Origin of the sequence: Metabacillus sp. 22489 (assembly GCF_052044855.1) — a bacterium.
GTDB lineage: Bacteria > Bacillota > Bacilli > Bacillales > Bacillaceae > Metabacillus > Metabacillus niabensis.
The window spans coordinates 85915-106978 of record NZ_JBQENT010000011.1 but is presented as its reverse complement, the minus strand read 5'-3'; the positions used below and the strand labels follow the sequence as shown (position 1 = coordinate 106978).

Annotated in this window: 20 protein-coding genes; 8 read left to right on the top strand and 12 right to left on the bottom strand. The window is 34.4% G+C overall.

Annotation, left to right across the window (positions count from 1 at the left end; all coding sequences use genetic code 11):
* Window positions 1-170: 170 nt before the first annotated feature.
* Window positions 171-2012, bottom strand: a complete 1842-nt coding sequence (gene typA, locus ACTJJ9_RS09195; RefSeq protein ID WP_095298948.1) for a translational GTPase TypA — start codon at window positions 2010-2012, stop codon at window positions 171-173.
* A gap of 229 nt (window positions 2013-2241) precedes the next feature.
* On the opposite strand from typA, the gene ACTJJ9_RS09190 reads away from it, so the two are divergent.
* Window positions 2242-2430: a YlaF family protein gene (locus tag ACTJJ9_RS09190; protein WP_095298950.1), complete on the top strand. Its 189-nt coding sequence runs from the start codon at window positions 2242-2244 to the stop codon at window positions 2428-2430.
* Window positions 2431-2496: 66 nt separating this feature from the next.
* Here ACTJJ9_RS09190 and ACTJJ9_RS09185 read toward each other — a convergent pair whose 3' ends face one another.
* The 3 genes from ACTJJ9_RS09185 to ACTJJ9_RS09175 form a co-directional block, all read right to left on the bottom strand.
* Entirely contained in the window at window positions 2497-2973 is a 477-nt protein-coding gene (locus tag ACTJJ9_RS09185) for a GNAT family N-acetyltransferase (protein WP_255451793.1), read from the bottom strand.
* On the bottom strand, window positions 2970-3761 hold the full coding sequence (locus ACTJJ9_RS09180) for an inositol monophosphatase family protein (protein ID WP_095298952.1): 792 nt from the start codon (window positions 3759-3761) through the stop codon (window positions 2970-2972). Before ACTJJ9_RS09180 ends, ACTJJ9_RS09185 begins: the two co-directional genes overlap by 4 nt.
* 153 nt (window positions 3762-3914) lie before the next feature.
* Window positions 3915-4103, bottom strand: coding sequence for a hypothetical protein (locus tag ACTJJ9_RS09175; RefSeq protein ID WP_095298954.1), 189 nt, complete (start codon window positions 4101-4103; stop codon window positions 3915-3917).
* 263 nt (window positions 4104-4366) lie between these two features.
* On the opposite strand from ACTJJ9_RS09175, the gene ACTJJ9_RS09170 reads away from it, so the two are divergent.
* Entirely contained in the window at window positions 4367-4984 is a 618-nt protein-coding gene (locus ACTJJ9_RS09170; RefSeq protein ID WP_145580818.1) for a DUF1054 domain-containing protein, read from the top strand.
* Between the two features lie 112 nt (window positions 4985-5096).
* Here the strand turns inward: ACTJJ9_RS09170 and ACTJJ9_RS09165 are convergent, their stop codons facing one another.
* Complete coding sequence (locus ACTJJ9_RS09165; RefSeq protein ID WP_095298958.1) at window positions 5097-5369, bottom strand: UPF0223 family protein; 273 nt, start codon at window positions 5367-5369, stop codon at window positions 5097-5099.
* Window positions 5370-5706: 337 nt separating this feature from the next.
* Between ACTJJ9_RS09165 and ACTJJ9_RS09160 the strand changes: the two genes are divergently transcribed.
* Window positions 5707-7182, top strand: coding sequence for an aminotransferase class I/II-fold pyridoxal phosphate-dependent enzyme (locus tag ACTJJ9_RS09160; protein ID WP_440768633.1), 1476 nt, complete (start codon window positions 5707-5709; stop codon window positions 7180-7182).
* A gap of 90 nt (window positions 7183-7272) precedes the next feature.
* Here the strand turns inward: ACTJJ9_RS09160 and ACTJJ9_RS09155 are convergent, their stop codons facing one another.
* A complete protein-coding gene (locus ACTJJ9_RS09155; protein WP_095298962.1) occupies window positions 7273-7401 on the bottom strand; it encodes a GapA-binding peptide SR1P in 129 nt (42 codons plus the stop codon).
* A gap of 714 nt (window positions 7402-8115) precedes the next feature.
* On the opposite strand from ACTJJ9_RS09155, the gene ACTJJ9_RS09150 reads away from it, so the two are divergent.
* On the top strand, window positions 8116-8499 hold the full coding sequence (locus tag ACTJJ9_RS09150) for a hypothetical protein (RefSeq protein WP_440768632.1): 384 nt from the start codon (window positions 8116-8118) through the stop codon (window positions 8497-8499).
* A gap of 517 nt (window positions 8500-9016) precedes the next feature.
* Here ACTJJ9_RS09150 and lpdA read toward each other — a convergent pair.
* The 5 genes from lpdA to ACTJJ9_RS09125 form a co-directional block, all read right to left on the bottom strand.
* Window positions 9017-10426, bottom strand: coding sequence for a dihydrolipoyl dehydrogenase (lpdA, locus tag ACTJJ9_RS09145; protein WP_095298965.1), 1410 nt, complete (start codon window positions 10424-10426; stop codon window positions 9017-9019).
* 3 nt (window positions 10427-10429) lie between these two features.
* Window positions 10430-11716, bottom strand: coding sequence for a dihydrolipoamide acetyltransferase family protein (locus tag ACTJJ9_RS09140; protein ID WP_095298967.1), 1287 nt, complete (start codon window positions 11714-11716; stop codon window positions 10430-10432).
* A gap of 172 nt (window positions 11717-11888) precedes the next feature.
* Window positions 11889-12866 (bottom strand): alpha-ketoacid dehydrogenase subunit beta, encoded by a 978-nt coding sequence (locus ACTJJ9_RS09135; protein WP_095298969.1) that lies wholly within the window; start codon window positions 12864-12866, stop codon window positions 11889-11891.
* A 3-nt stretch (window positions 12867-12869) separates the two neighbouring features.
* The gene (gene pdhA, locus ACTJJ9_RS09130) at window positions 12870-13985 is read right to left on the bottom strand and encodes a pyruvate dehydrogenase (acetyl-transferring) E1 component subunit alpha (RefSeq protein ID WP_095298971.1); all 1116 of its coding nucleotides are present in this window, start codon (window positions 13983-13985) and stop codon (window positions 12870-12872) included.
* A gap of 677 nt (window positions 13986-14662) precedes the next feature.
* Complete coding sequence (locus ACTJJ9_RS09125) at window positions 14663-15340, bottom strand: YkyA family protein (protein ID WP_440768631.1); 678 nt, start codon at window positions 15338-15340, stop codon at window positions 14663-14665.
* Window positions 15341-15970: 630 nt separating this feature from the next.
* Here ACTJJ9_RS09125 and def point away from each other — a divergent pair.
* The 3 genes from def (at window position 15971) to rnjA (ending at window position 18964) form a co-directional block, all read left to right on the top strand.
* The gene (gene def / locus ACTJJ9_RS09120; protein WP_440768630.1) at window positions 15971-16525 is read left to right on the top strand and encodes a peptide deformylase; all 555 of its coding nucleotides are present in this window, start codon (window positions 15971-15973) and stop codon (window positions 16523-16525) included.
* Window positions 16526-17082: 557 nt separating this feature from the next.
* Window positions 17083-17292 carry a DNA-dependent RNA polymerase subunit epsilon gene (locus ACTJJ9_RS09115; RefSeq protein WP_095298975.1) on the top strand — a complete coding sequence of 70 codons (210 nt, stop codon included), beginning with the start codon at window positions 17083-17085 and terminating at the stop codon, window positions 17290-17292.
* Window positions 17293-17296: 4 nt separating this feature from the next.
* Window positions 17297-18964 (top strand): ribonuclease J1, encoded by a 1668-nt coding sequence (rnjA, locus tag ACTJJ9_RS09110; protein WP_145580822.1) that lies wholly within the window; start codon window positions 17297-17299, stop codon window positions 18962-18964.
* 52 nt (window positions 18965-19016) lie between these two features.
* Here rnjA and ACTJJ9_RS09105 read toward each other — a convergent pair whose 3' ends face one another.
* Window positions 19017-19679, bottom strand: coding sequence for a potassium channel family protein (locus tag ACTJJ9_RS09105; protein ID WP_095298978.1), 663 nt, complete (start codon window positions 19677-19679; stop codon window positions 19017-19019).
* Between the two features lie 302 nt (window positions 19680-19981).
* Here ACTJJ9_RS09105 and ACTJJ9_RS09100 point away from each other — a divergent pair, with 302 nt between their 5' ends.
* Complete coding sequence (locus ACTJJ9_RS09100) at window positions 19982-21034, top strand: AbrB family transcriptional regulator (protein WP_440768629.1); 1053 nt, start codon at window positions 19982-19984, stop codon at window positions 21032-21034.
* The last annotated feature ends 30 nt before the right edge of the window (window positions 21035-21064 follow it).

Sequence of the window (21064 nt, the reverse complement as noted above, 5' to 3'; positions counted from 1 at the left end):
TGGCTGATTCATCTAAAATTATCTTCAAAAATTATTATTGTCTATTGGACTAGACACGTAACATTAAGATAACTTTCTATAGTTGAATCAGCCTTCTGCACAATTAATTATCAGCAGTGAATATAGTAAGCAAGATTAGTTTACTATGTGCACTCTATTCAAAGAAATCGTTAAATTCCTGCTAACTTTTTCTTTTTCGCTGCTTTTTCACGTTCATTTTTATCTAATATTTTCTTTCTAAGTCTAATGGACTCAGGGGTTAATTCACAATATTCGTCTTCGTTTAAATACTCTAACGCTTCCTCTAACGACATTATACGAGGTTTTTTCATTGTATTTGTTTGGTCTTTTGTAGCTGAACGAATATTCGTTTGTTGTTTCATTTTACAAATGTTAACAACTAAGTCGTTTTCACGTGTATGTTCCCCTACGATCATACCTTCATAAACATCAACACCGGCTTCAACAAATATCACACCACGGTCTTCAACACCTTGAATACCATATGTTGTTGATTTTCCGTTTTCCATTGAAACAAGAACACCTTGTCTGCGTCCACCAACTTTTCCTGGCTGCATCGGCTGATAGCTATCAAATGTATGATTAATGATACCGAAGCCACGTGTTAATGACATAAATTCTGTTGAGTAACCTATTAACCCACGAGCAGGAACATTAAAAATTAAGCGAACTTGCCCGTTCCCGTTATTAATCATATCAATCATTTCACCTTTTCGAGCACCGATTGATTCCATTACACCACCAGTATGCTCCTCAGGTACATCGATTTGAACTCGTTCAACAGGTTCACAACGAACACCGTCAATTTCTTTTACAATTACTTCAGGCTTTGAAACTTGAAGCTCGTAACCTTCGCGACGCATATTTTCAATTAAAATTGAAAGGTGAAGCTCACCACGTCCTGATACGATCCATGCATCAGGGGAATCCGTTGGCTCAACTCGTAAGCTTACGTCAGTTTGTAATTGTGATAATAATCTTTCTTCAATTTTACGAGCTGTCACGAATTTACCTTCACGACCAGCAAATGGACTATTATTTACTGCAAAGGTCATTTGTAATGTAGGCTCGTCTATACGTAAAATCGGTAAAGCTTCTTGATGCTCAACAGGACACACTGTTTCCCCAACGTTTATATCTTCCATACCTGAAACTGCAACTAAATCCCCAGCAACAGCTTCTTGAATTTCAATACGTTTAAGTCCTTGGAATCCGAATAATTTTGTCACTCGGAAGTTTTTAACAGAACCATCAATCTTCATTAATGCTACTTGCTGACCTACATGCATCGTTCCACGGAAAACACGACCGATACCAATTCGTCCTACATAATCATTATAATCAAGTAGAGCTACTTGGAATTGTAGATGTTCTTCTCTATTATCAATTGGAGCAGGAATGTGCTCAACGATTGCATCAAATAGTGATGCCATATTTTCTTCTTGATCTGCAGGATCTGGACTTGTACTAGCTGTACCATTAATAGCTGATGCAAAAACAACTGGAAATTCTAGTTGATCTTCATTTGCATCTAATTCAATAAATAAATCAAGAACTTCATCAACTACTTCTGACGGGCGGGCAAAATCACGGTCAATTTTGTTTACAACAACAATTGGAGTCAAATTTTGCTCTAGTGCTTTTTTCAACACAAAGCGTGTTTGTGGCATACAACCTTCATATGCATCAACAACTAATAGAACCCCATCAACCATTTTCATAATCCGTTCAACTTCGCCACCGAAGTCCGCATGTCCTGGAGTATCCATGATATTGATACGAGTATCTTTATAATTAATTGCTGTATTTTTTGCTAAAATCGTAATCCCGCGTTCACGTTCCAAATCATTGGAATCCATTGCACGTTCTGCTACTTGTTCATTCGAACGAAATGTACCAGATTGGTGTAAAAGCTGGTCAACCAAAGTTGTTTTCCCATGGTCTACGTGGGCAATAATAGCTATGTTGCGAATATCGTTTCGTAATTTCACTCTTTCATCTCCCAAAATGTATATTCAAATAGGATCTACTTAAAGGTTTTCCATACTTCTGACAAGTAATACGGTAAGTCTTTTCGCAGTATTCTAATTGATTTAAAAATAAATAAAAATTACCTTGGTATTATACCACAAACAATGTAGAAAAGTGATATGTTTTTATGTAAACTATATATTAAGATACGATAATTTTTTCTTCACAACTTAGGAGAGTGAAGTTTTTATGAAAATTGGCAAGTGGATTTTTCTAGTTTTAGCATGTGTTGCAGCTTTATCTATGATCGGGATTGGAATTGCAGTTGGTGAACGGAGTCTACTCGGAGTCCTACTCTCAATCGTATTATTAAATGCAGTTATGGCATTTGGATTTATCCTAAAAAAAAGAATGAGAGAAAAAGGAATATTAGAGTGAAAATAAGATTGTTAATCCTTAATTGAATAGTCCTTGTGAGACTCCTTATTTAAGGATTAACAATCTTCATAAAGGCTTCACTGTAAGTATATATTGTTGAGAAGTATGGTCATCAATTTCAAATTTATATTGCTCAAAGCCACATTTCCCAAGAAATAACAACCAAGAACTTTGATTTGAAGGACACGCAGCAAATAGCGCTTTATGGCCCCTCGCTTTTAATTCCTCTCCAATCATCGCAATTATTTTTTTGGCAAAACCTTGCCCTCTAAATGATGGATGAATAAGAATTGTTCCAAGCCAAGGCTTTTCATTTGAAGGTGACCACTCCAATACATAGCAAATCCCAACTAAGTCTCCATCAAGCTCCCAAACCTGCCAAACTCCACTATACATACTATAATTTGAGAGATATGTTTCTAGTTGTTCAGGAACACATTCCTCTTTGCTCCATTCGGGACTTGCCTTTACTAGCTCATTAAAAAAATGTACATCCTTTTCTATTTCAAGCTTTTTCCAAGAAAAAGATTGAGAATTCATCATTTGTTTAAATACTCCTCAATAATATGCTTGTGAAGATGTTTTTCACCTACGAAGAACGAGGTTTTTGTTAAAATATCAAGCTTCTCTCCAGTCATCGTTGAAATACTTCCTCCGACTTCTTCAATTAATACTAATCCTGCCGCAAAATCCCAAGGTGCGAGTCTCATAGTCATGTAACCATCTAATCGACCAGCAGCAACGTAAGCACATTCAAGAGCAGCGGAGCCATATGAGCGAGTGCCTCTTACCTTTTTAACAATTGGTACAATTAGTTGATAATCGATTCGCGGATTTTCAGTTACCCATACAGGATTGATTCCTAAAATTGCTTTTTCTATCTCTACTTTATCAAGTTTTGGTAAAGGAATATCATTCATAAAAGCGCCTTCACCTTTAAACGCATGATACAATTCATTATGTACGACATCATAAATTAAACCTATGTAACCCACTCCGTCACCATAGATTCCAATTGATATGGCAAAGTTGCGCTGTTGATGAACAAAATTCATCGTTCCATCAATCGGGTCAATAATCCAAAGAACTCCATCCATTGATGACACTTCATCACCATAACCTTCTTCACCTAAAATTCGATGTTCTGGATAGGTCTCTTGAATCCTGCTTATAAAAAATTGCTCAATTTCTTTATCCATGTTCGTTACTAAATCATTTGGATTTGATTTGTATTGAATGGAAAGAGATGAATCAAATGAATGCCGAATTTTTTCTCCAGCCTCTATTATCCATTGCTTTGCTTTTTGATCTATATCCTTCCAATTTGTCATGCAACAACCTCTTTTCTTTTTATATATCACTTTTTCATTTATAAGAATACTGTATTAAAAGAAAGGACGGAAAGCAAGCAAGACCATTTGCTAAACGCAGATAAAAACGAACCCTGATTAGGTTCGTTTGTAGCTTCATTTCAGCTCCAACAGCTAAGCTTGGAGCTTCATCCACTCTTTTCGAAGTTTTTCCAATTTTTGCTTACATTCTATTTTTTTCTTTACATCTTTATTCTGCATAGCTTCATAAAGGGTGGCTAATTCATAATCAAGTTCGAGTCTTAACACCCCAATACGATTGTTGTTGGTTTTTTGACCACTCGTTTTCACAATTTGTTTCATTTGTTTACCGCCCCTTTCTATCCAACCTTAATTTTTTTTGTCACCATTCAGTTGTCTCAAGAATTCATTAATTAGGATGCTATCGTTTTTTTATATAGTATGTAAAAGGAAAATCAGTTGGAACTATGAGTATGAAATTGTGTATCCACCTAACCGCCTATGTCAAAATGAATCATATTTGTTAAAAGTACATATTACTATCGAAAAGAAGCTTGTCGATATATAATAGTAGAATAGAGAACACAAACAGGAGGAATCATTACGTGAATTTTACCGGCTTTACTGAAAAAGATTTTGAAACCTTTACAATAGATGGGTTAGAAGACCGAATGGAAGCAATAAGGGAAAGAATTCAACCAAAGTTTAAAGAAATTGGTCAAATTTTAACAGATGACTTAACAGCTTCACTACAAAAAGAAATGTTTCTTCATATTGCGAAGCATGCCCGAAGAACGATAAACCCGCCAAAAGATACTTGGCTGGCAATTGCAGATAATAAACGAGGCTATAAACAACATCCACATTTTCAAGTTGGCTTATTCGATGATCATCTTTTCGTCTGGTTAGCTTATATCTACGAATTACCAAATAAAGAGGAAATGGCTGGAAACTTTTTAGAAAACTTAAATACAATTTCTAAACTTGTTCCAGATGATTACTATGTGTCACTTGACCATACTAAAAAAGATGCTAAGCCAATTACAGAAATCGATTTAAAGGGTGCTTTAGAGCGTTTTAGAGATGTAAAAAAAGCAGAATTTTTAATAGGACGTCACATTCCAGCTAATGATGAACTGCTACGTGATGGAGAAAAGTTACTTGCTTATATTAGAGAAACGTTTCATACTCTAATTCCACTATATAAGATGTCATATCATTAATTATTACTATAAACGTAAGGTATAAAATAAGTCACTCATGTATAGAAAAATTGTTCATGAGTGACTTGAAACTTTAAAGGAGTAGGCTAAAAAACTCCTCTCTCATATCCTATTACATTTTAATAGTTTCGCTATCATTGACGTCATCCTTCATTTTCTTTATGACTCGATAAATTGAGTAACCACTTACTTGCTCAAACTCATTTCCAATCGTTTTTTCTTCTGCTTTACTAGGAACAATCTCCTTAAATCTACGATATGCTTCCATTAAACTTTTTCTTTCAATTCCTTTTTCATATGCTTGTTCTATACATTGAAAAAATTGGATAACATCAACTGTTTCCTCTGTACTCCATTCGAAAGAAATTGGATATTGATAATCCATCTATACTCACTCCATCCTTAGCATTTCACTTTCATTATTTTATCAAAGCAAGTAAAGAGAATACAAATTTAAGCGTATTTTACGATGAATGGGAGTTGTCAGTTTGTAAAACAATAGTACTATCAATTTATTTTTATTGACTGTCCTTATTGATAAAGGTATAATTCTTTTGTTTTTTATAAAACAAATTGTGAATTATGCTATAACAGGTCAGGCAGCCATTTAGATATTTAGGCAATTATAATAAATGTATTTTTTGAACCTAAAATTCATAAGAGGCCGTTAGTTTGTCCTAAAAAATAGATGAAATGATTACTAAAAAGAAGGTGGAAAAACTTTGTCACAGAATGAAACACCATTGTTCACTGGTCTTGTTGAACATGCCAAAAAAAATCCTATTCAATTCCATATACCAGGCCATAAAAAGGGAGCTGGCATTGAACCAGAGTTTCGACAATTTATCGGTGAAAATGCATTATCAATTGATTTAATCAACATCGGACCTTTGGATGACTTACATGCTCCAAAAGGGATCATTAAAAAGGCTCAGGAGCTTGCAGCTGAGGCATTTGGTGCTGACTATACATACTTTTCAGTACAAGGGACCAGCGGAGCAATTATGACGATGGTTATGGCCGTTTGTGGACCTGGTGATAAAATCATTGTTCCTAGAAATGTTCATAAATCCATTATGAGTGCTATCGTCTTTTCAGGTGCAATCCCTATATTTATCCATCCAGAAATCGATAAAGAATTAGGAATTTCACATGGAATTACGATAGATGCTGTAGAAAAAGCATTAGAACAAAATCCTGACGCAAAAGGGGTTCTAGTAATTAATCCAACTTATTTTGGAATCTCTGCAGATTTAAAAAAAATTGTTGAGATTGCCCATTCATATAATGTTCCTGTTTTAGTTGATGAAGCACATGGAGTACATATTCATTTCCATGAAGATTTACCGATGAGTGCAATGCAGGCAGGAGCAGATATTGCGGCAACTAGTGTCCATAAGTTAGGTGGCTCGATGACTCAGAGTTCCGTATTAAATGTAAAAAAGGGATTAGTTTCCCCACAACGAGTACAATCTATTTTGAGCATGTTAACAACGACATCTACATCTTATCTATTATTAGCATCACTCGATGTTGCAAGAAAACAGTTAGCAACGAAAGGTCATGTATTAATTGAGAGAACGATTCAATTAGCTAATTACACTCGAGAGAAAATTAATGAAATTGATGACATTTATTGTGTTGGAAAAGAAATATTAGGTACAAAAGCAACCTTTGATTATGACCCTACAAAATTAATCATACCAGTTTATAAATTAGGGATTTCCGGTTACGATGTAGAGAATTGGTTACGGAACAATTATCAAATTGAAGTTGAATTATCAGATCTATATAATATTCTTTGTATCATAACTCCAGGTGATACGAAAGAAGATGTTGATACATTAGTCCATGCACTTAAGGAGCTTTCGACTACTGTTCATAAAAACAACAATATATCAAATGAAAAATCTCACATTTTATTACCAGATATCCCTGTTTTAGCTTTAACGCCTCGTGATGCTTTTTATTCTGAAACAGAGGTTGTTGATTTTAATGATTCTGCGGGTAGAATCATAGCCGAGTTTATAATGGTTTATCCACCAGGAATACCGATTTTTATTCCAGGTGAGATTATTTCAGAAGAAAATCTAACATATATTAAGAAAAACCTTGAGGTTGGATTACCAGTTCAAGGTCCAGAAGATCCTTCTTTAAAAACAATCAGGGTAATAAAAGAACATCGCGCAATTAAATAAACTAAACAAGCTTTCAATCAGTGTATTGTAAAGCAAAAAATGTGAGGAAATTTTCCTCACATTTTTTATTTGAGGTACAGCATTTAATTATTAATTCACTGATTTTCGACTTTCATTCCTACATTCGTGATGATCACATTTTCCATATAACGTTGTGACTTTCTCCCCATCAAGATGGCCGATTGTAGAGTTACAGTTTTGACATACAATTGTACACATGCCCATACCCCTTTCAATCATATATTCACTTTCAATATAAATGAAAGCGTTTAACGAAGTGTTATACCTAATAATATGACCTTCGAAACTTACTAAGAACATATTTATATAACATATTTAAAGAGTTTTTCTCATTAATTTGAGGACAAAATAAAAATTGGTGAGAAAATATATAACTGTATAGAAATTCTCTTTCAAACTATTTAATAAATAAGTGGAGGATAATTTGTAAACAAAGCATAAATATTGATAAACTCACCAACGTTATAACAATTGCATCTCTTTTGGACTTTATTAGTGTTAGTGCAATTAAATAAGCTAAATAGAAAAAAATTGTTAAGAGGATTGTTTTCGAGATAAGACTATCCTTTTTTGATAACCACGAAACAAAAGAATAACTACTCCATAGAATAAGATGATAACAATAAATACTGGAACATAATTTCACATCACCTTCTCCCCTTCCTATCACTTATAAAAGTCTATTCATTTTCTTCTAAAAACATCCATTGTTTCAGTCTAGTATCAATTCAATAATAGCCTACCGGGTAATTTTTCAATTATGTAACAATTAGGTGACAATAGGAGGAAAATCCAATATTTATGATAAAATAGGTTTAATTTAACAGAGAAGAATCGTTTTTAGCCATTTAGACTTGGAATTTTACACTGAATAAGACCTAATGTGAGAATAAATAAAAGAGGTGGGCAAGGATGAAACGCTCAATACTCATTGCCTTCATTATACCAGTTATACTACTTTCTTCATGTGAAAATCAACTTTTTTCTAATACAATTCCTGAAGATAACTCAAATGAAGATATTCAATTATTATTTTTTTCTGATAATAAAGACGTGAAAAAAGAAGAAGTATATTATAATGCTTTACTACAGATTAAAAATGATTTTCCAGAATTATATAATATAGAATTCGCCTCTAAAAAAAGCCTTGAATGGAAATATAATATTGATGTCTATCCTTCCCTTATTGTTATCAATGAAAACGAGGAAGTGGTCGCAAAAATAGAAGGATATGTTGAAACAGAGGAAGAAATTATAAATCCAATTGTTCAGGCATTATCGAAAAATGGAAGCTAGAAGCAAAAGCTTAAACGCACTCTAACAAAATGTTTAAGTGTTCTAAATATAATACATACATGCTAGATTCACTTATATCATGTATTCTTATTGTTAATAAAAAGCTAGTAGTTCATTTGTGGAGAACTAGCATATAAACATTATCATTATTAGAATTGGAATTAACCTTCAAGGCGGCTTTTGCAGCACCTTCTAAAAACTTTAGTTGAGTACTACGGATGCCGAATACTTTTATATTTCTGATTTAAAGACTAGCTTAAAAGCGTTTGCTGATCGTAGTTGATGATGTTATATAACTCCTGCCTTAAAGAGGCGTGCGTATGCCAAAGGGAGACCGGGGCCATAGGATCTTACTTAGAACAGGCTCTCGCACTACCCCAGCGAAACACGAAAGCCTCAAGTGGAAATCAACAAACTATTTAAAAAAGGAGATTACAGTTCAATCTGCAATCTCCTTTTTATATAGAGCTAAAAAAACTATCCCTTGAATAACAAGGAATAGTTTTAATTTTATATATTATTTTACAATATGGATAGGACTACCGATAGCAACTTCAGCAGCTTCCATTGTAATCTCACCTAGTGTTGGGTGAGCATGAATAGTCATCGCAATATCCTCAGCAGTCATTCCAGCCTCGATTGCTAAGCTTAACTCTGAGATCATATCAGATGCACTTGGACCAGCAATTTGTGCACCGATCACTAATCCATCCTCTTTACGAGTAACAAGTTTTAAGAAACCATCAGTGTCATTTAAAGATAGCGCACGACCATTTGCAGCAAATGGGAACTTCGCAGCAACTACTTCAATGCCTTCTGCTTTTGCACTTGCTTCAGTATAACCAACAGTAGCCAATTCAGGCTCAGAGAATACAACCGCAGGAATTCCTAAATAATCAATTTCTGCTTTTTCTCCAGCAATAGCTTCTGCAGCGATTTTACCTTCGTATGAAGCTTTATGAGCTAATTGAGGACCTTCAACGATATCACCAATTGCATAAATGTTAGGTACATTTGTACGACATTGCTTGTCAATTTTAATGATACCTCTCTCAGTCATTTCAACACCCACTTGTTCTAAACCAAGCTCATCAGTGTTTGGACGACGACCAACAGAAACTAAAAGGTAATCAGCCTCAACTACTTTTTCTTCACCATTGATTTCAAATGTTACTTTAACGCCAGTTTCAGACTCTTCAACACTTTTAGCAGATGCTTTTGTGAAAATTTCAGCGCCTTTTTTCTTAAGGTTACGAGTAACAATTGAAGTCATTTGCTTTTCAAAGCCAACTAAAATATCGTCAGCAGCTTCAATAAATGTAACTTCAGTACCGAAGTTAGCATATGCAGAACCTAGCTCGATACCAATTACTCCACCACCGATAACAACAAGCTTTTTCGGAATTTCCGGTAAATTTAACGCACCTGTTGAATCGATAACACGTTTAGAGAATTTAAATGTTGGGATTTCAACTGGACGAGAACCTGTTGCAATAATTACATTTTTAAATTTATATGTTTGAGAACTTTTTTCGTCCATAACTTTTACAGTTTCACTGTCAACGAAATATGCTTCTCCGTATACAACATCTACTTTATTACCTTTAAGTAATCCTGCAACTCCACCTGTAAGCTTCTTCACAACACCTTGCTTGAATTCTTGCACTTTAGAAAAGTCAACTGTTACGTTCTCAGCTTTAATTCCAAATTGCTCTGAATGTTTAGCATGCTCATAACGGTGTCCAGCAGAAATTAACGCTTTAGAAGGAATACATCCAACATTTAGACATACCCCACCTAAAGTAGCCTTTTCTACAACTGTTACTTTTTGTCCTAATTGTGCAGCACGAATTGCAGCTACATATCCGCCAGGACCTGCTCCAATGACAAGAGTATCTGTTTCAATTGGGAAATCACCTACTACCATCGATTACGCCTCCATTAAAATTAGTTGTGGATCATTTAGTAAACGCTTGATGTGGTTAAGAGCATTTTGTGCTGTCGCTCCATCAATCATTCTGTGGTCGAAGCTTAATGATAAAGCTAAAACAGGAGCTACAACAATTTCTCCATCACGAACAACTGGTTTTTCAGCAATACGACCAATACCTAAAATTGCAACTTCAGGATGATTAATAACTGGAGTAAACCATTGACCACCAGCTGAACCAATATTAGAGATTGTGCAAGAAGCACCTTTCATTTCGTTTGGAGCTAGCTTACCATCACGTGCTTTTGTCGCTAATCCGTTAATTTCATCTGAAATTTCAAATACAGATTTACGCTCAGCATTTTTAACAACTGGTACAAGAAGACCTTTTTCAGTATCTGCAGCAATACCAATGTTGTAGTAATGTTTTTGAACAACTTCATCTGTAGAATCATCTAATGATGTATTTAATACAGGATACTTTTTAAGTGCTGAAGTAAGAGCTTTAACAACATATGGTAAATAAGTTAACTTAATACCTTGCTCAGCAGCCACAGCTTTGAATTGCTTACGATGTGCAACAAGCTTTGTAACATCTACTTCATCCATTAATGTTACGTGTGGAGCAGTATGCTTAGAGTTAACCATCGCTTTTGCAATTGCACGACGGATTGGGCTCATTTTTTCACGAGTTTCTGGTAAATCACCTTCAGGAATAGCAATTGCAGCAGGTGCAGCTTGTTTTTCTTCTTTTGCAGCTGGTGCTTCAGTTGCAGCAGCTGGTGCTGTACCACCTTGTAAGAATGCATCAATATCAGCTTTCATTACACGTCCATTTTTACCAGTTCCTGAAACAAGACGAATATCAACATCTTTTTCACGAGCATATTTACGAACTGAAGGCATTGCAATAACGCGTTTGCTTGGATCAACTTCAGCTTCAGCAGTTGCACCTTGTGCCTCAGGAGCTGGTGCAGCAGCTTCTTGCTTCACTTCCTCTTTCGGCTCGTCATCACCATGGTCACCTTTAAATTTCAAATCTTCATATCCTGGTGCATCAAAAGTGATAATTGTTTGACCAACTGTAGCAACTGTACCTTCTTCAACATTTACTTCTGTTACAGTTCCTTTTACAGGTGAAGGGATTTCAACAACCGCTTTATCGTTTTGTACTTCTGCTAGTACATCATCTTCTTCAACTTTGTCACCTGGTTTAACAAACCATTTAACGATTTCACCTTCATGAATACCTTCTCCGATGTCAGGCAGTTTAAATTCGAATGCCAAATCATTCGACCTCCTTGTTGTAATAAAGTGAGATGATTGCTTAATACATTATTCATTTAGACACATGCATGAATGAAATGAGTGTCGATAAATCTCTCATTCATGCAGTGCTTTTTTTATGCTTTTACTAAAAGTAAATTTGTATTAAGCAAAGTGATTAATTACTCTAAAATTAGAAGTTCATAACTTTCTTAGCTGTTTCAATAACATCTTTATATGTTGGTAACCAAACGTTTTCTGCTTCTGTAAATGCATAAACAGTATCAGGAGCTGCAACGCGAAGAACTGGTGCTTCTAAGCTTAAAATTGCACGTTCAGTAATTTCTGCAACTACGCTTGCACCGATACCAGCTTGTTTTTGAGCTTCTTGTACAACCATAGCGCGACCAGTCTTTTCAACAGATGCAATAATTGTATCAATATCTAAAGGACTAATTGTACGAAGGTCAACAACTTCTACAGAAATTCCTTCTTTTTCTAATTCTTCAGCAGCTTTTAATGACTCATGAACCATTGCTCCATAAGTAATGATTGATAAATCAGTTCCTTCACGTTTAACATCTGCCTTACCAATTTCAATCGTATATTCCTCTTCCGGTACTTCTTCACGGAATGAGCGGTATAATTTCATATGCTCTAAAAATACAACAGGGTCATTGTCGCGAATAGCAGAAATTAACAATCCTTTTGCATCATATGGAGTTGAAGGAATAACAACTTTCAAACCAGGTTGTTGAGCAACTAATCCTTCTAAGCTATCTGCATGCAATTCAGGTGTATGTACGAATCCACCGAATGGTGAACGAATTGTAACTGGTGCATTCCAACGACCACCTGAACGGTAGCGCATACGAGCTAATTGTCCGCTTAATGAATCCATTACTTCGTAAACAAATCCGAAGAATTGAATTTCCATTACTGGACGGAATCCAGTAATACCAAGTCCAACTGTAAGACCACCAATACCAGATTCAGCAAGTGGAGTATCGAATACACGATCTTCACCAAATTCTTTTTGAAGTCCTTCCGTTGCACGGAATACGCCACCATTTAAGCCAACGTCTTCTCCATAAACGAGGACGTTTTCATCGTTTTTTAGCTCTGTGCGAAGAGCATCTGTAATGGCCTGAATCATTGTCATTTGTGCCATGGCTTATTTCGACTCCTTTTCTTTGTAAATTTCATATTGTTCTTTTAGGTTAGCTGGCATTTCTTCGTACATAATTTCCATTAAGTCAGTAACCTTTTGTTTTGGATATTTATCAGCTTTTTGAATTGCTTCTTTAATATCTTCTTTAGCTTGTTCAATTGTTTTATTTTCTTCTTCTTCATTCCAAATACCTTTAGCTTCAAGGTACTTACGGAAACGTACTAACGGGTCTTTCGCTGCCCATTCATTTTCAGTTTCTTTTGTACGGTAACGAGTTGGATCATCACCAGCCATTGTATGAGGTCCGTAACGGAAAGTAAGTGTTTCAATTAATGTAGGACCTTCTCCGTTAATTGCACGTTCACGAGCATCGCGTACAGCTGCATATACAGCTAACGGATCCATACCATCAACTTGAACACCAACAATACCAGCTGCAACAGCTTTTTGTGCAATTGTTTGTGCTGCAGATTGTTTTTCTACAGGTGTTGAAATTGCATAACGGTTATTTTGTACAACAAAAATTGCAGGAGCTTTAAATGCACCAGCAAAGTTAATTCCTTCATAGAAGTCACCTTGAGATGCTCCACCATCACCAGTATAAGTGATTGCAACAGCTTGTTTGCCTTTTTTCTTCAATCCAAGAGCTACACCAGCTGTTTGAATATATTGAGCACCAATAATGATTTGTGGTGAAAGACAATTTACACCTTCAGGCATTTGGTTGCCGTGGAAATGTCCTCTTGAGAATAAGAATGCTTGATATAATGGAAGACCATGCCAAATGATTTGTGGAACATCACGATATCCAGGTAAAATCCAGTCTTCTTTTTCTAATGCAAATTGTGATGCTAGTTGAGATGCTTCTTGACCAGCAGTTGGTGCATAGAAACCTAGACGACCTTGACGGTTTAAAGAAATTGAACGTTGGTCTAAAATGCGTGTGTAAACCATACGGCGCATTAATTCTTTTAATTGTTCATCAGTAAGATCAGGCATAGCTGCTTCGTTTACAACTTTACCCTCTTCATTTAAAATTTGTAACGTTTCGAACTGCTTAGAAATCGCTTCAAACTGCTTTTTACTGTCAACAACAGCATTTTTAGTTTTTGCAGCCATCTTATAACCTCTTCCTTTCCTTATTTAAGAGTGTTTGTTTCGGAGCATAATTAGAAGTAGTTTTTGTAAAAGATACTACTATCCTCTTATGACCTTAACTTTTTTAGTTAGTAAGAGAATTCCTTTAAGTACAGCATTAGGTTACCCTAAAATATGTTTCATGACACATTTTTTTGAATTCATACCTACCTACTTAATTTACCACTCATGAGATGAGTTAATCTCTCTATGTATGGTTTAAGAGATGCGAATCGATATTCTGTATTAGTTCCTATAATTTATGAACTAATACAACTATGAATAATTCATTATCAAGTTTACACCAATGTTTTTACGTCCGTCAATTAGTTTGCATAAGGTTTTTTAAAAGTTTTTCTAACTATTACGATTTAAAATTTAACCATTCTTTTATATCTGTATTATTACAAAAAGGAAATCTGTTATAGTTTTTTATAGTACAGTTTATCTTTCTAAAAAGTCTGAATCGTCTAACGCTTTTTATTTACCTAAAATTTCATTTTTGTATTCCTTACGTCATACTAAACGATTTATTATCTATACTTGCATATATCGATTTTTTTCGAGCAAAATATTATTTTAACAAAAGAAATGATTCCTACATGTGAAGATACTTAATTACAAATAAAAAAACCAATCATAAAGATTGGCCTTTGTTTTTATTCATCAGTTTCTTTAACATTCAATTCTGCAGCTTTATAAAAATCCATTTTTTCCTGATTATACTGTTCGGTAAATTTATTGAACGACTCGTTTTTTTCCATTACTTTTTGGTAAGTTTCATTAATTTTCGCCGTTTGTGCTTCGAGATCTTCAATAGATAAATCTTCTTTTTGTAACATTGTATATAGTTCTTTATCTAACGTAATCGAACTTTTATATAACTTATAAAGCTCTTCATATGCAGAATAGCGCTCATCCATTGTTTCCTTGAGCTGATTTGCTTTTTCTAACAAATCTTTATCCTCAATTTGCTCTATCTGTTCATCAATGGATTCGAATTCCTTTTTTGATGCCATAATGCTTTCATATTCACTGTCAATTTTTGATTCCCTGTCTTCAACTAGGGTCACTGCTTCTTTTGAAAGCTCTACTACCTTATTAAATTCATCCATACCTAAATCGATAATTTGATTATAAATTTCAGATTCCTTTTTCTCTAATTCTAAAAGCGGTGCTTGTTGTTTTTCAAAATCACCCTCTAGCTTAACAACTTCCTCAAGAGTGGTATATATTTTCTCTTCAGGAGATGGACCGAAACAGCCTGCTAAAAGTGTGACGAAAAGACAAGTAATAAACAAAATAAAAATCCGCTTATGTTTATAGTTAAACAACAAAAGTATTCCCCCTATCATTTCATTTCTACTATAATCTGTAAAAGACATTTTTACAATTAGTAATCTATTATTTTCATTTAATCTGTTTAACTGCTTATATAATTTATTTATTTTTTTCATCATTCAAAAAGGTTGTCCCTTTTTAAAGGCTAAATATATTGTCATAAATATGATTTATTTAGCGGGATTAGACCTATATTATTTAAATTTAGTACCCAAAAATAAAATTTGCCAATGCTAACTCTAACTATTTAATTAAAAATGGAATCATCTAATGTTTCTTACTAAAATTATTTTGTACCTATTTAATTAAATCTTTTTCAAAATACTGATCTTTTAAGTATACTTCGTAAAGGTTGTCGCGTAATTTGTGTGCCTCCTACAGGCTCTGTCGGATTGGTGAGTCCTACAAGGAAGGTACACCACCTGCTTAACGAGGTATCCAACCAAGCTACTACAAGTAAATAACAGCAGAGTTTACGAAAACAGTCTAACTGAAAGAAAATGATTTATACTCATTTCTTCCCGATTTTTATTTCTTCCGTTATAATTTATTTACTGAATCGTTTAACTTATTGTTTAAAAAGCAATTTGAATTACAAACGTTTATCAAATAAGGAGTGTTACATCATGATAACGATGAAAGACATTGTACGAGAAGGACATCCTACATTGCGTAAAGTAGCTGAGGAAGTCATTCTCCCTGCTTCAGACGAGGAAAAAGAAATTCTTGCAAATATGCTTGAATTCGTAAAAAATAGTCAAGACCCTGAAATTGCAGAAAAATATAATCTACGTCCGGGTATTGGCCTTGCTGCACCACAAATAAATGTTTCAAAACGAATGATTGCGATTTATGTTGAGGATGAAAAAGGTGTGCAACATAGCTACGCACTATTTAATCCTAAGATTGTTAGCCATTCTATAGAAAAAAGTTTTTTAAGTAACGGTGAAGGTTGTTTATCTGTTGACCGAGCAATACCTGGTATTGTTCCTCGGTATGCACGTATTCGCGTAAAAGCCACTACACTTGATGGCGAGGAAATCGATATTCGTTTAAAGGGATTACTAGCAGTTGTATTCCAACATGAAATAGATCACTTAAACGGAGTTATGTTTTATGACCATATTAATGATGAAAATCCATTTTTAGAACCTGAAAACGCTATTGCAATTGGTCGATAATGGTGAATAAAAAAGACGTGACCTTATAAAATGTCCAACACTAGGGTACATTTTATACAGTCACGTCTTTTTTATTTTTCAATCTATATCACAGGAAGAATTGACTTTGAACAAAGGAATAACTTAGCACGATCCTTTTTCCATGATTACCCATGTAAATGATTCGAACATTTTACATATACTATCAATAAAAGCAGCACATATTGAGCGGAAATATCACAATTTAAATTTGGGAGGTAATCATAATGCTAAAAAAACTTAAAGATTCATTAAGAAAACAATGGAAACATTTATTAAAACGTAAAACAATCGCATAAATCCGATATATTTGTCGTCTGAAAATAAAATTGTAAAGGAAAAATCATTATTTTTATTGTTTATTTATTAAAATACATTTGCACATTATTTGATTTTTTTGTTACTATTTATGAATTTAACTTTAATAATATGATAAATTGTTTTGTGCATATTCCCTACTAGGGTTGGCTTGTTCGTCATAATCGAATATAATAGAAAAAGTTAGTCTAACATACGGAAGTTAAGGAGAGATTTGGCAAATGATTTTCAAAGTATATTTTCAGGACAAGATTACAGAGGTACCTGTTCGTGAAAGAACAAACACTCTTTATATTAATGCTACTTCTGAAGGAGAAGTTCGCTCTAAATTAAAAGACCGTCCTTATAATATTGAATTCGTAACTCCTATTGATGGAGCGTATTTAGCTTACGAAGAACAAAGCGAAAACTTTAAAGTATTGGAGATTTGATTGTATGAAATTTGTTAAAAACGACCAAGTAGCTGTTTTTGCCTTAGGCGGACTCGGTGAAATTGGTAAAAACACATACGGTGTTCAATTTCAAGATGAGATTATCTTAATTGACGCTGGTATTAAGTTTCCTGAGGATGAGCTCCTAGGAATTGATTATGTAATCCCTGATTACACGTACCTTACAAAAAATGAGGATAAAATTAAAGGCTTATTTATTACGCACGGACATGAAGACCATATCGGCGGAATTCCGTATTTATTACGCCAAGTAAATATACCAATATACGGCGGAAAACTGGCACTCGGTCTTTTAAGAAATAAGCTTGAAGAGCACGGACTATTGCGCCAAACAAAATTAATTGAAATTCAGGAAGATGACATAATTAAGTTCCGGAAAACATCGGTTACTTTTTTTAGAACGACACATAGTATCCCTGATTCTTATGGAATTGTTGTAAAGACACCACCAGGTAATATTGTACATACAGGCGATTTTAAATTTGACTTTACTCCTGTTGGTGAACCGGCAAACTTAACAAAAATGGCAGAAATCGGAAAAGATGGTGTTCTCTGCTTACTATCTGATAGTACAAATAGTGAAGTTCCTCATTTCACGATGTCCGAGAGACGAGTTGGTGACAGCATTCAGGAAATTTTCCGGAAGGTTGATGGAAGAATTATTTTTGCAACATTTGCATCAAATATTCATCGTCTCCAACAAGTAGTTGAGGCAGCTGTTGCATCGAACCGTAAAATAGCGGTTTTTGGTAGAAGTATGGAAGCAGCTATCCAAATAGGTCAAGAATTAGGTTATATTAATTGTCCGAAAGATACATTTGTTGATGCACATGAAATCAATCGATTGCCTGCTCACCGTGTTTGTATTTTATGTACAGGTAGTCAAGGTGAACCAATGGCTGCTTTATCAAGAATCGCGAATGGAACACATCGACAAATACAAATTATCCCAGGGGATAATGTTGTTTTTTCATCTTCACCAATCCCAGGAAATGCGTTAAGTGTAAGTAAAACAATTAACCAGCTTTTCCGTGCAGGTGCTGAAGTAATTCATGGGTCATTAAATGATATTCATACATCTGGTCATGGTGGCCAACAAGAGCAAAAATTAATGCTACGACTAATGAAGCCAAAATACTTCATGCCGATTCATGGTGAATATCGGATGCAAAAACTGCATGCTAAGCTTGCAGTTGATTGTGGTGTAAAGGAAGAAAATTGCTTCATTATGGATAATGGTGAAGTGTTAGCAATTGGTGATCATGAAGTTGGCGTTGCTGGGAAAATCCCATCTGGGTCAGTTTATATTGATGGTAGTGGTATCGGTGATATTGGTAATATCGTTTTACGTGATCGTCGCATTCTTTCAGAAGAAGGCTTAGTTATTGTAGTTGTTAGCATCAATATGAAGGATTTCAAAATAGCTGCAGGTCCTGATATTATTTCTCGAGGCTTTGTGTATATGCGCGAATCTGGAGATTTAATTAATGATGCCCAATCCCTTATTACGAAACACTTAAATAAAATTATGGAGCGTCGTACGAGTCAATGGTCTGAAATTAAAAATGAAATTACAGACACATTAGCTCCATTCCTATACGAGAAAACTAAACGTCGTCCAATGATTCTTCCAATTATTATGGAAGTGTAATAAATACAGGCATTGAATAAAGGGTGTTGACAATTTTGTCAACACCCTTCTTTTAATCACCGAGCAAACGCTTTTCAAAACGATTAATATCGCTATCTGCTCCTATTACAATTAATACATCGTGCTTTTGGATTTTTTCATTTGCCTGTGGAGAAACAATAATTTCTTTGTTCCTTTTAATCGCTACAATATTTACTCCATATCTTGCTCGAACATCTAATTCAATAATGGAATGACCGTGGATTTTTTCATTTGCACTAATCTCGACAATACTATGCTCATCAGATAACTCCAAATAATCAAGAACATTATTAGAAACAATTTTATGAGCAATTCTTTTCCCCATATCTCGTTCAGGATGGACAATTCGATCGGCTCCTATTTTCGACAATACCTTCTCATGATAATCATTAGTAGCTTTAACAGTAATATCCTTTACTCCTAGTTCCTTCAAAATAATTGTCGTAAGAATACTTGCCTGTATATTATCACCTATAGCAACAATGACGTGGTCAAAATTTCTAATTCCAAGGCTTTTTAATACTGTTTCATCAGTTGTATCTCCTACAACCGCATGTGAAGCAATATTTGCATAAGCATTTACCTTATCTTCATCTATATCAATTGCCATTACTTCTAAACCCTCATCACTTAATGCCTGGCAAATACTACCTCCAAAACGACCTAGTCCAATTACTGCAAATTCTTTTTTCAAAATAATAACCTCCAAAACCTATGAAATCACCGATAATAAGAAGTAGTGCAGCGTCTTATCGCATGACATTATATAAGAGAAATCTAAAAACATTAAAAGCGATTACTTGTAGTCTTAATGTTTAAGTTTACTAGACGCTATAAATATTAACGAATAAATAGTGAACAATTTATATTTTTCTAACCTATTAAAAATCGTACCATAACTTTATTCGTTTTGACAGGGGGCAGTCAAGATAATATAAACCAACTCTTTCTTATGATAAAATACTACTGTTAAAATAAAAGTTTTGGAGGTTACATATGAAGCAGCTATACGTAACACTCTTTCCCTATATTATCGGTTGTTGTGGTGGCATAGTATTTAATGCCCTCAATATTCCACTACCTTGGATATTGGGTCCTATGATTTTCCTCATTACTTTACGGTCTATTCGTTCAAAGCAACCTAAATATGTACAACCATTGTTATTTAAAAATATTTCTTTAAGTATTTTAGGAATCAGTTTCGGACTTTCTTTCAATAAGGATACCTTTTTAACGGTTGCTCCTTATGTGGTACCATTTCTTATAGCAACGATCGTCTTAATTTCCTTTAGTATCATAAATGGAGTAATGATAAGCAAATTTGTAAAAATTGACCGAAACACAAGCATATTTGCATCTATTCCCGGTGGTTTAACTGAAATGGTTACTGCAAGTGAATCGTTAAATGCCAATACTTCGTTAGTAACCATCTTTCAAACCGTAAGACTGCTAACTGTCGTATTTTTTGTACCATTTACTATATTGCATATGTTTGAACCTCAACAAGGTGGAACTTTGATTGATACAATCACAAACAATGCTTCCTTTTTTTCGTTCGGCTGGTATATCCTTGCTGGTTTAACTGGTTACCTATTTAAATCATTTTTACCTGCTTCATACGTGATCGGTCCCCTTCTGACAACAGCAATGCTGAATATCATCGGTATTTCACTACCTTCTTTCCCTAATATTGTGTTGGTTTTTGCACAATTAACAATTGGTATAAGCTTTGGTTTAATGATAACGTTTAAGGATTTAAAAATTGGTGGAAAATATTGCGGATTATATTTTTTAACTACATTGCTTCTAATAGGGGCTAGCTTTGGAATTGGTTATTTATTCACGTTATTCACTGATTTGGATACAGGTACAGCGATGTTATCATTTGCTCCAGGTGGACTTGTTGAGATGGTATTAACTGCATCAAGCATTGGTGCCAATCCGGCAGTCGTAAGTTCTTTACAATTTATACGATTATTATTTATTATTAGTTTTTTACCTAGCATATTAAAATTCGGATTAAAGAAAATTACCTATGAAAGGATTTAAAAAATCTATGAGATTAGCAATGGTCCAGAT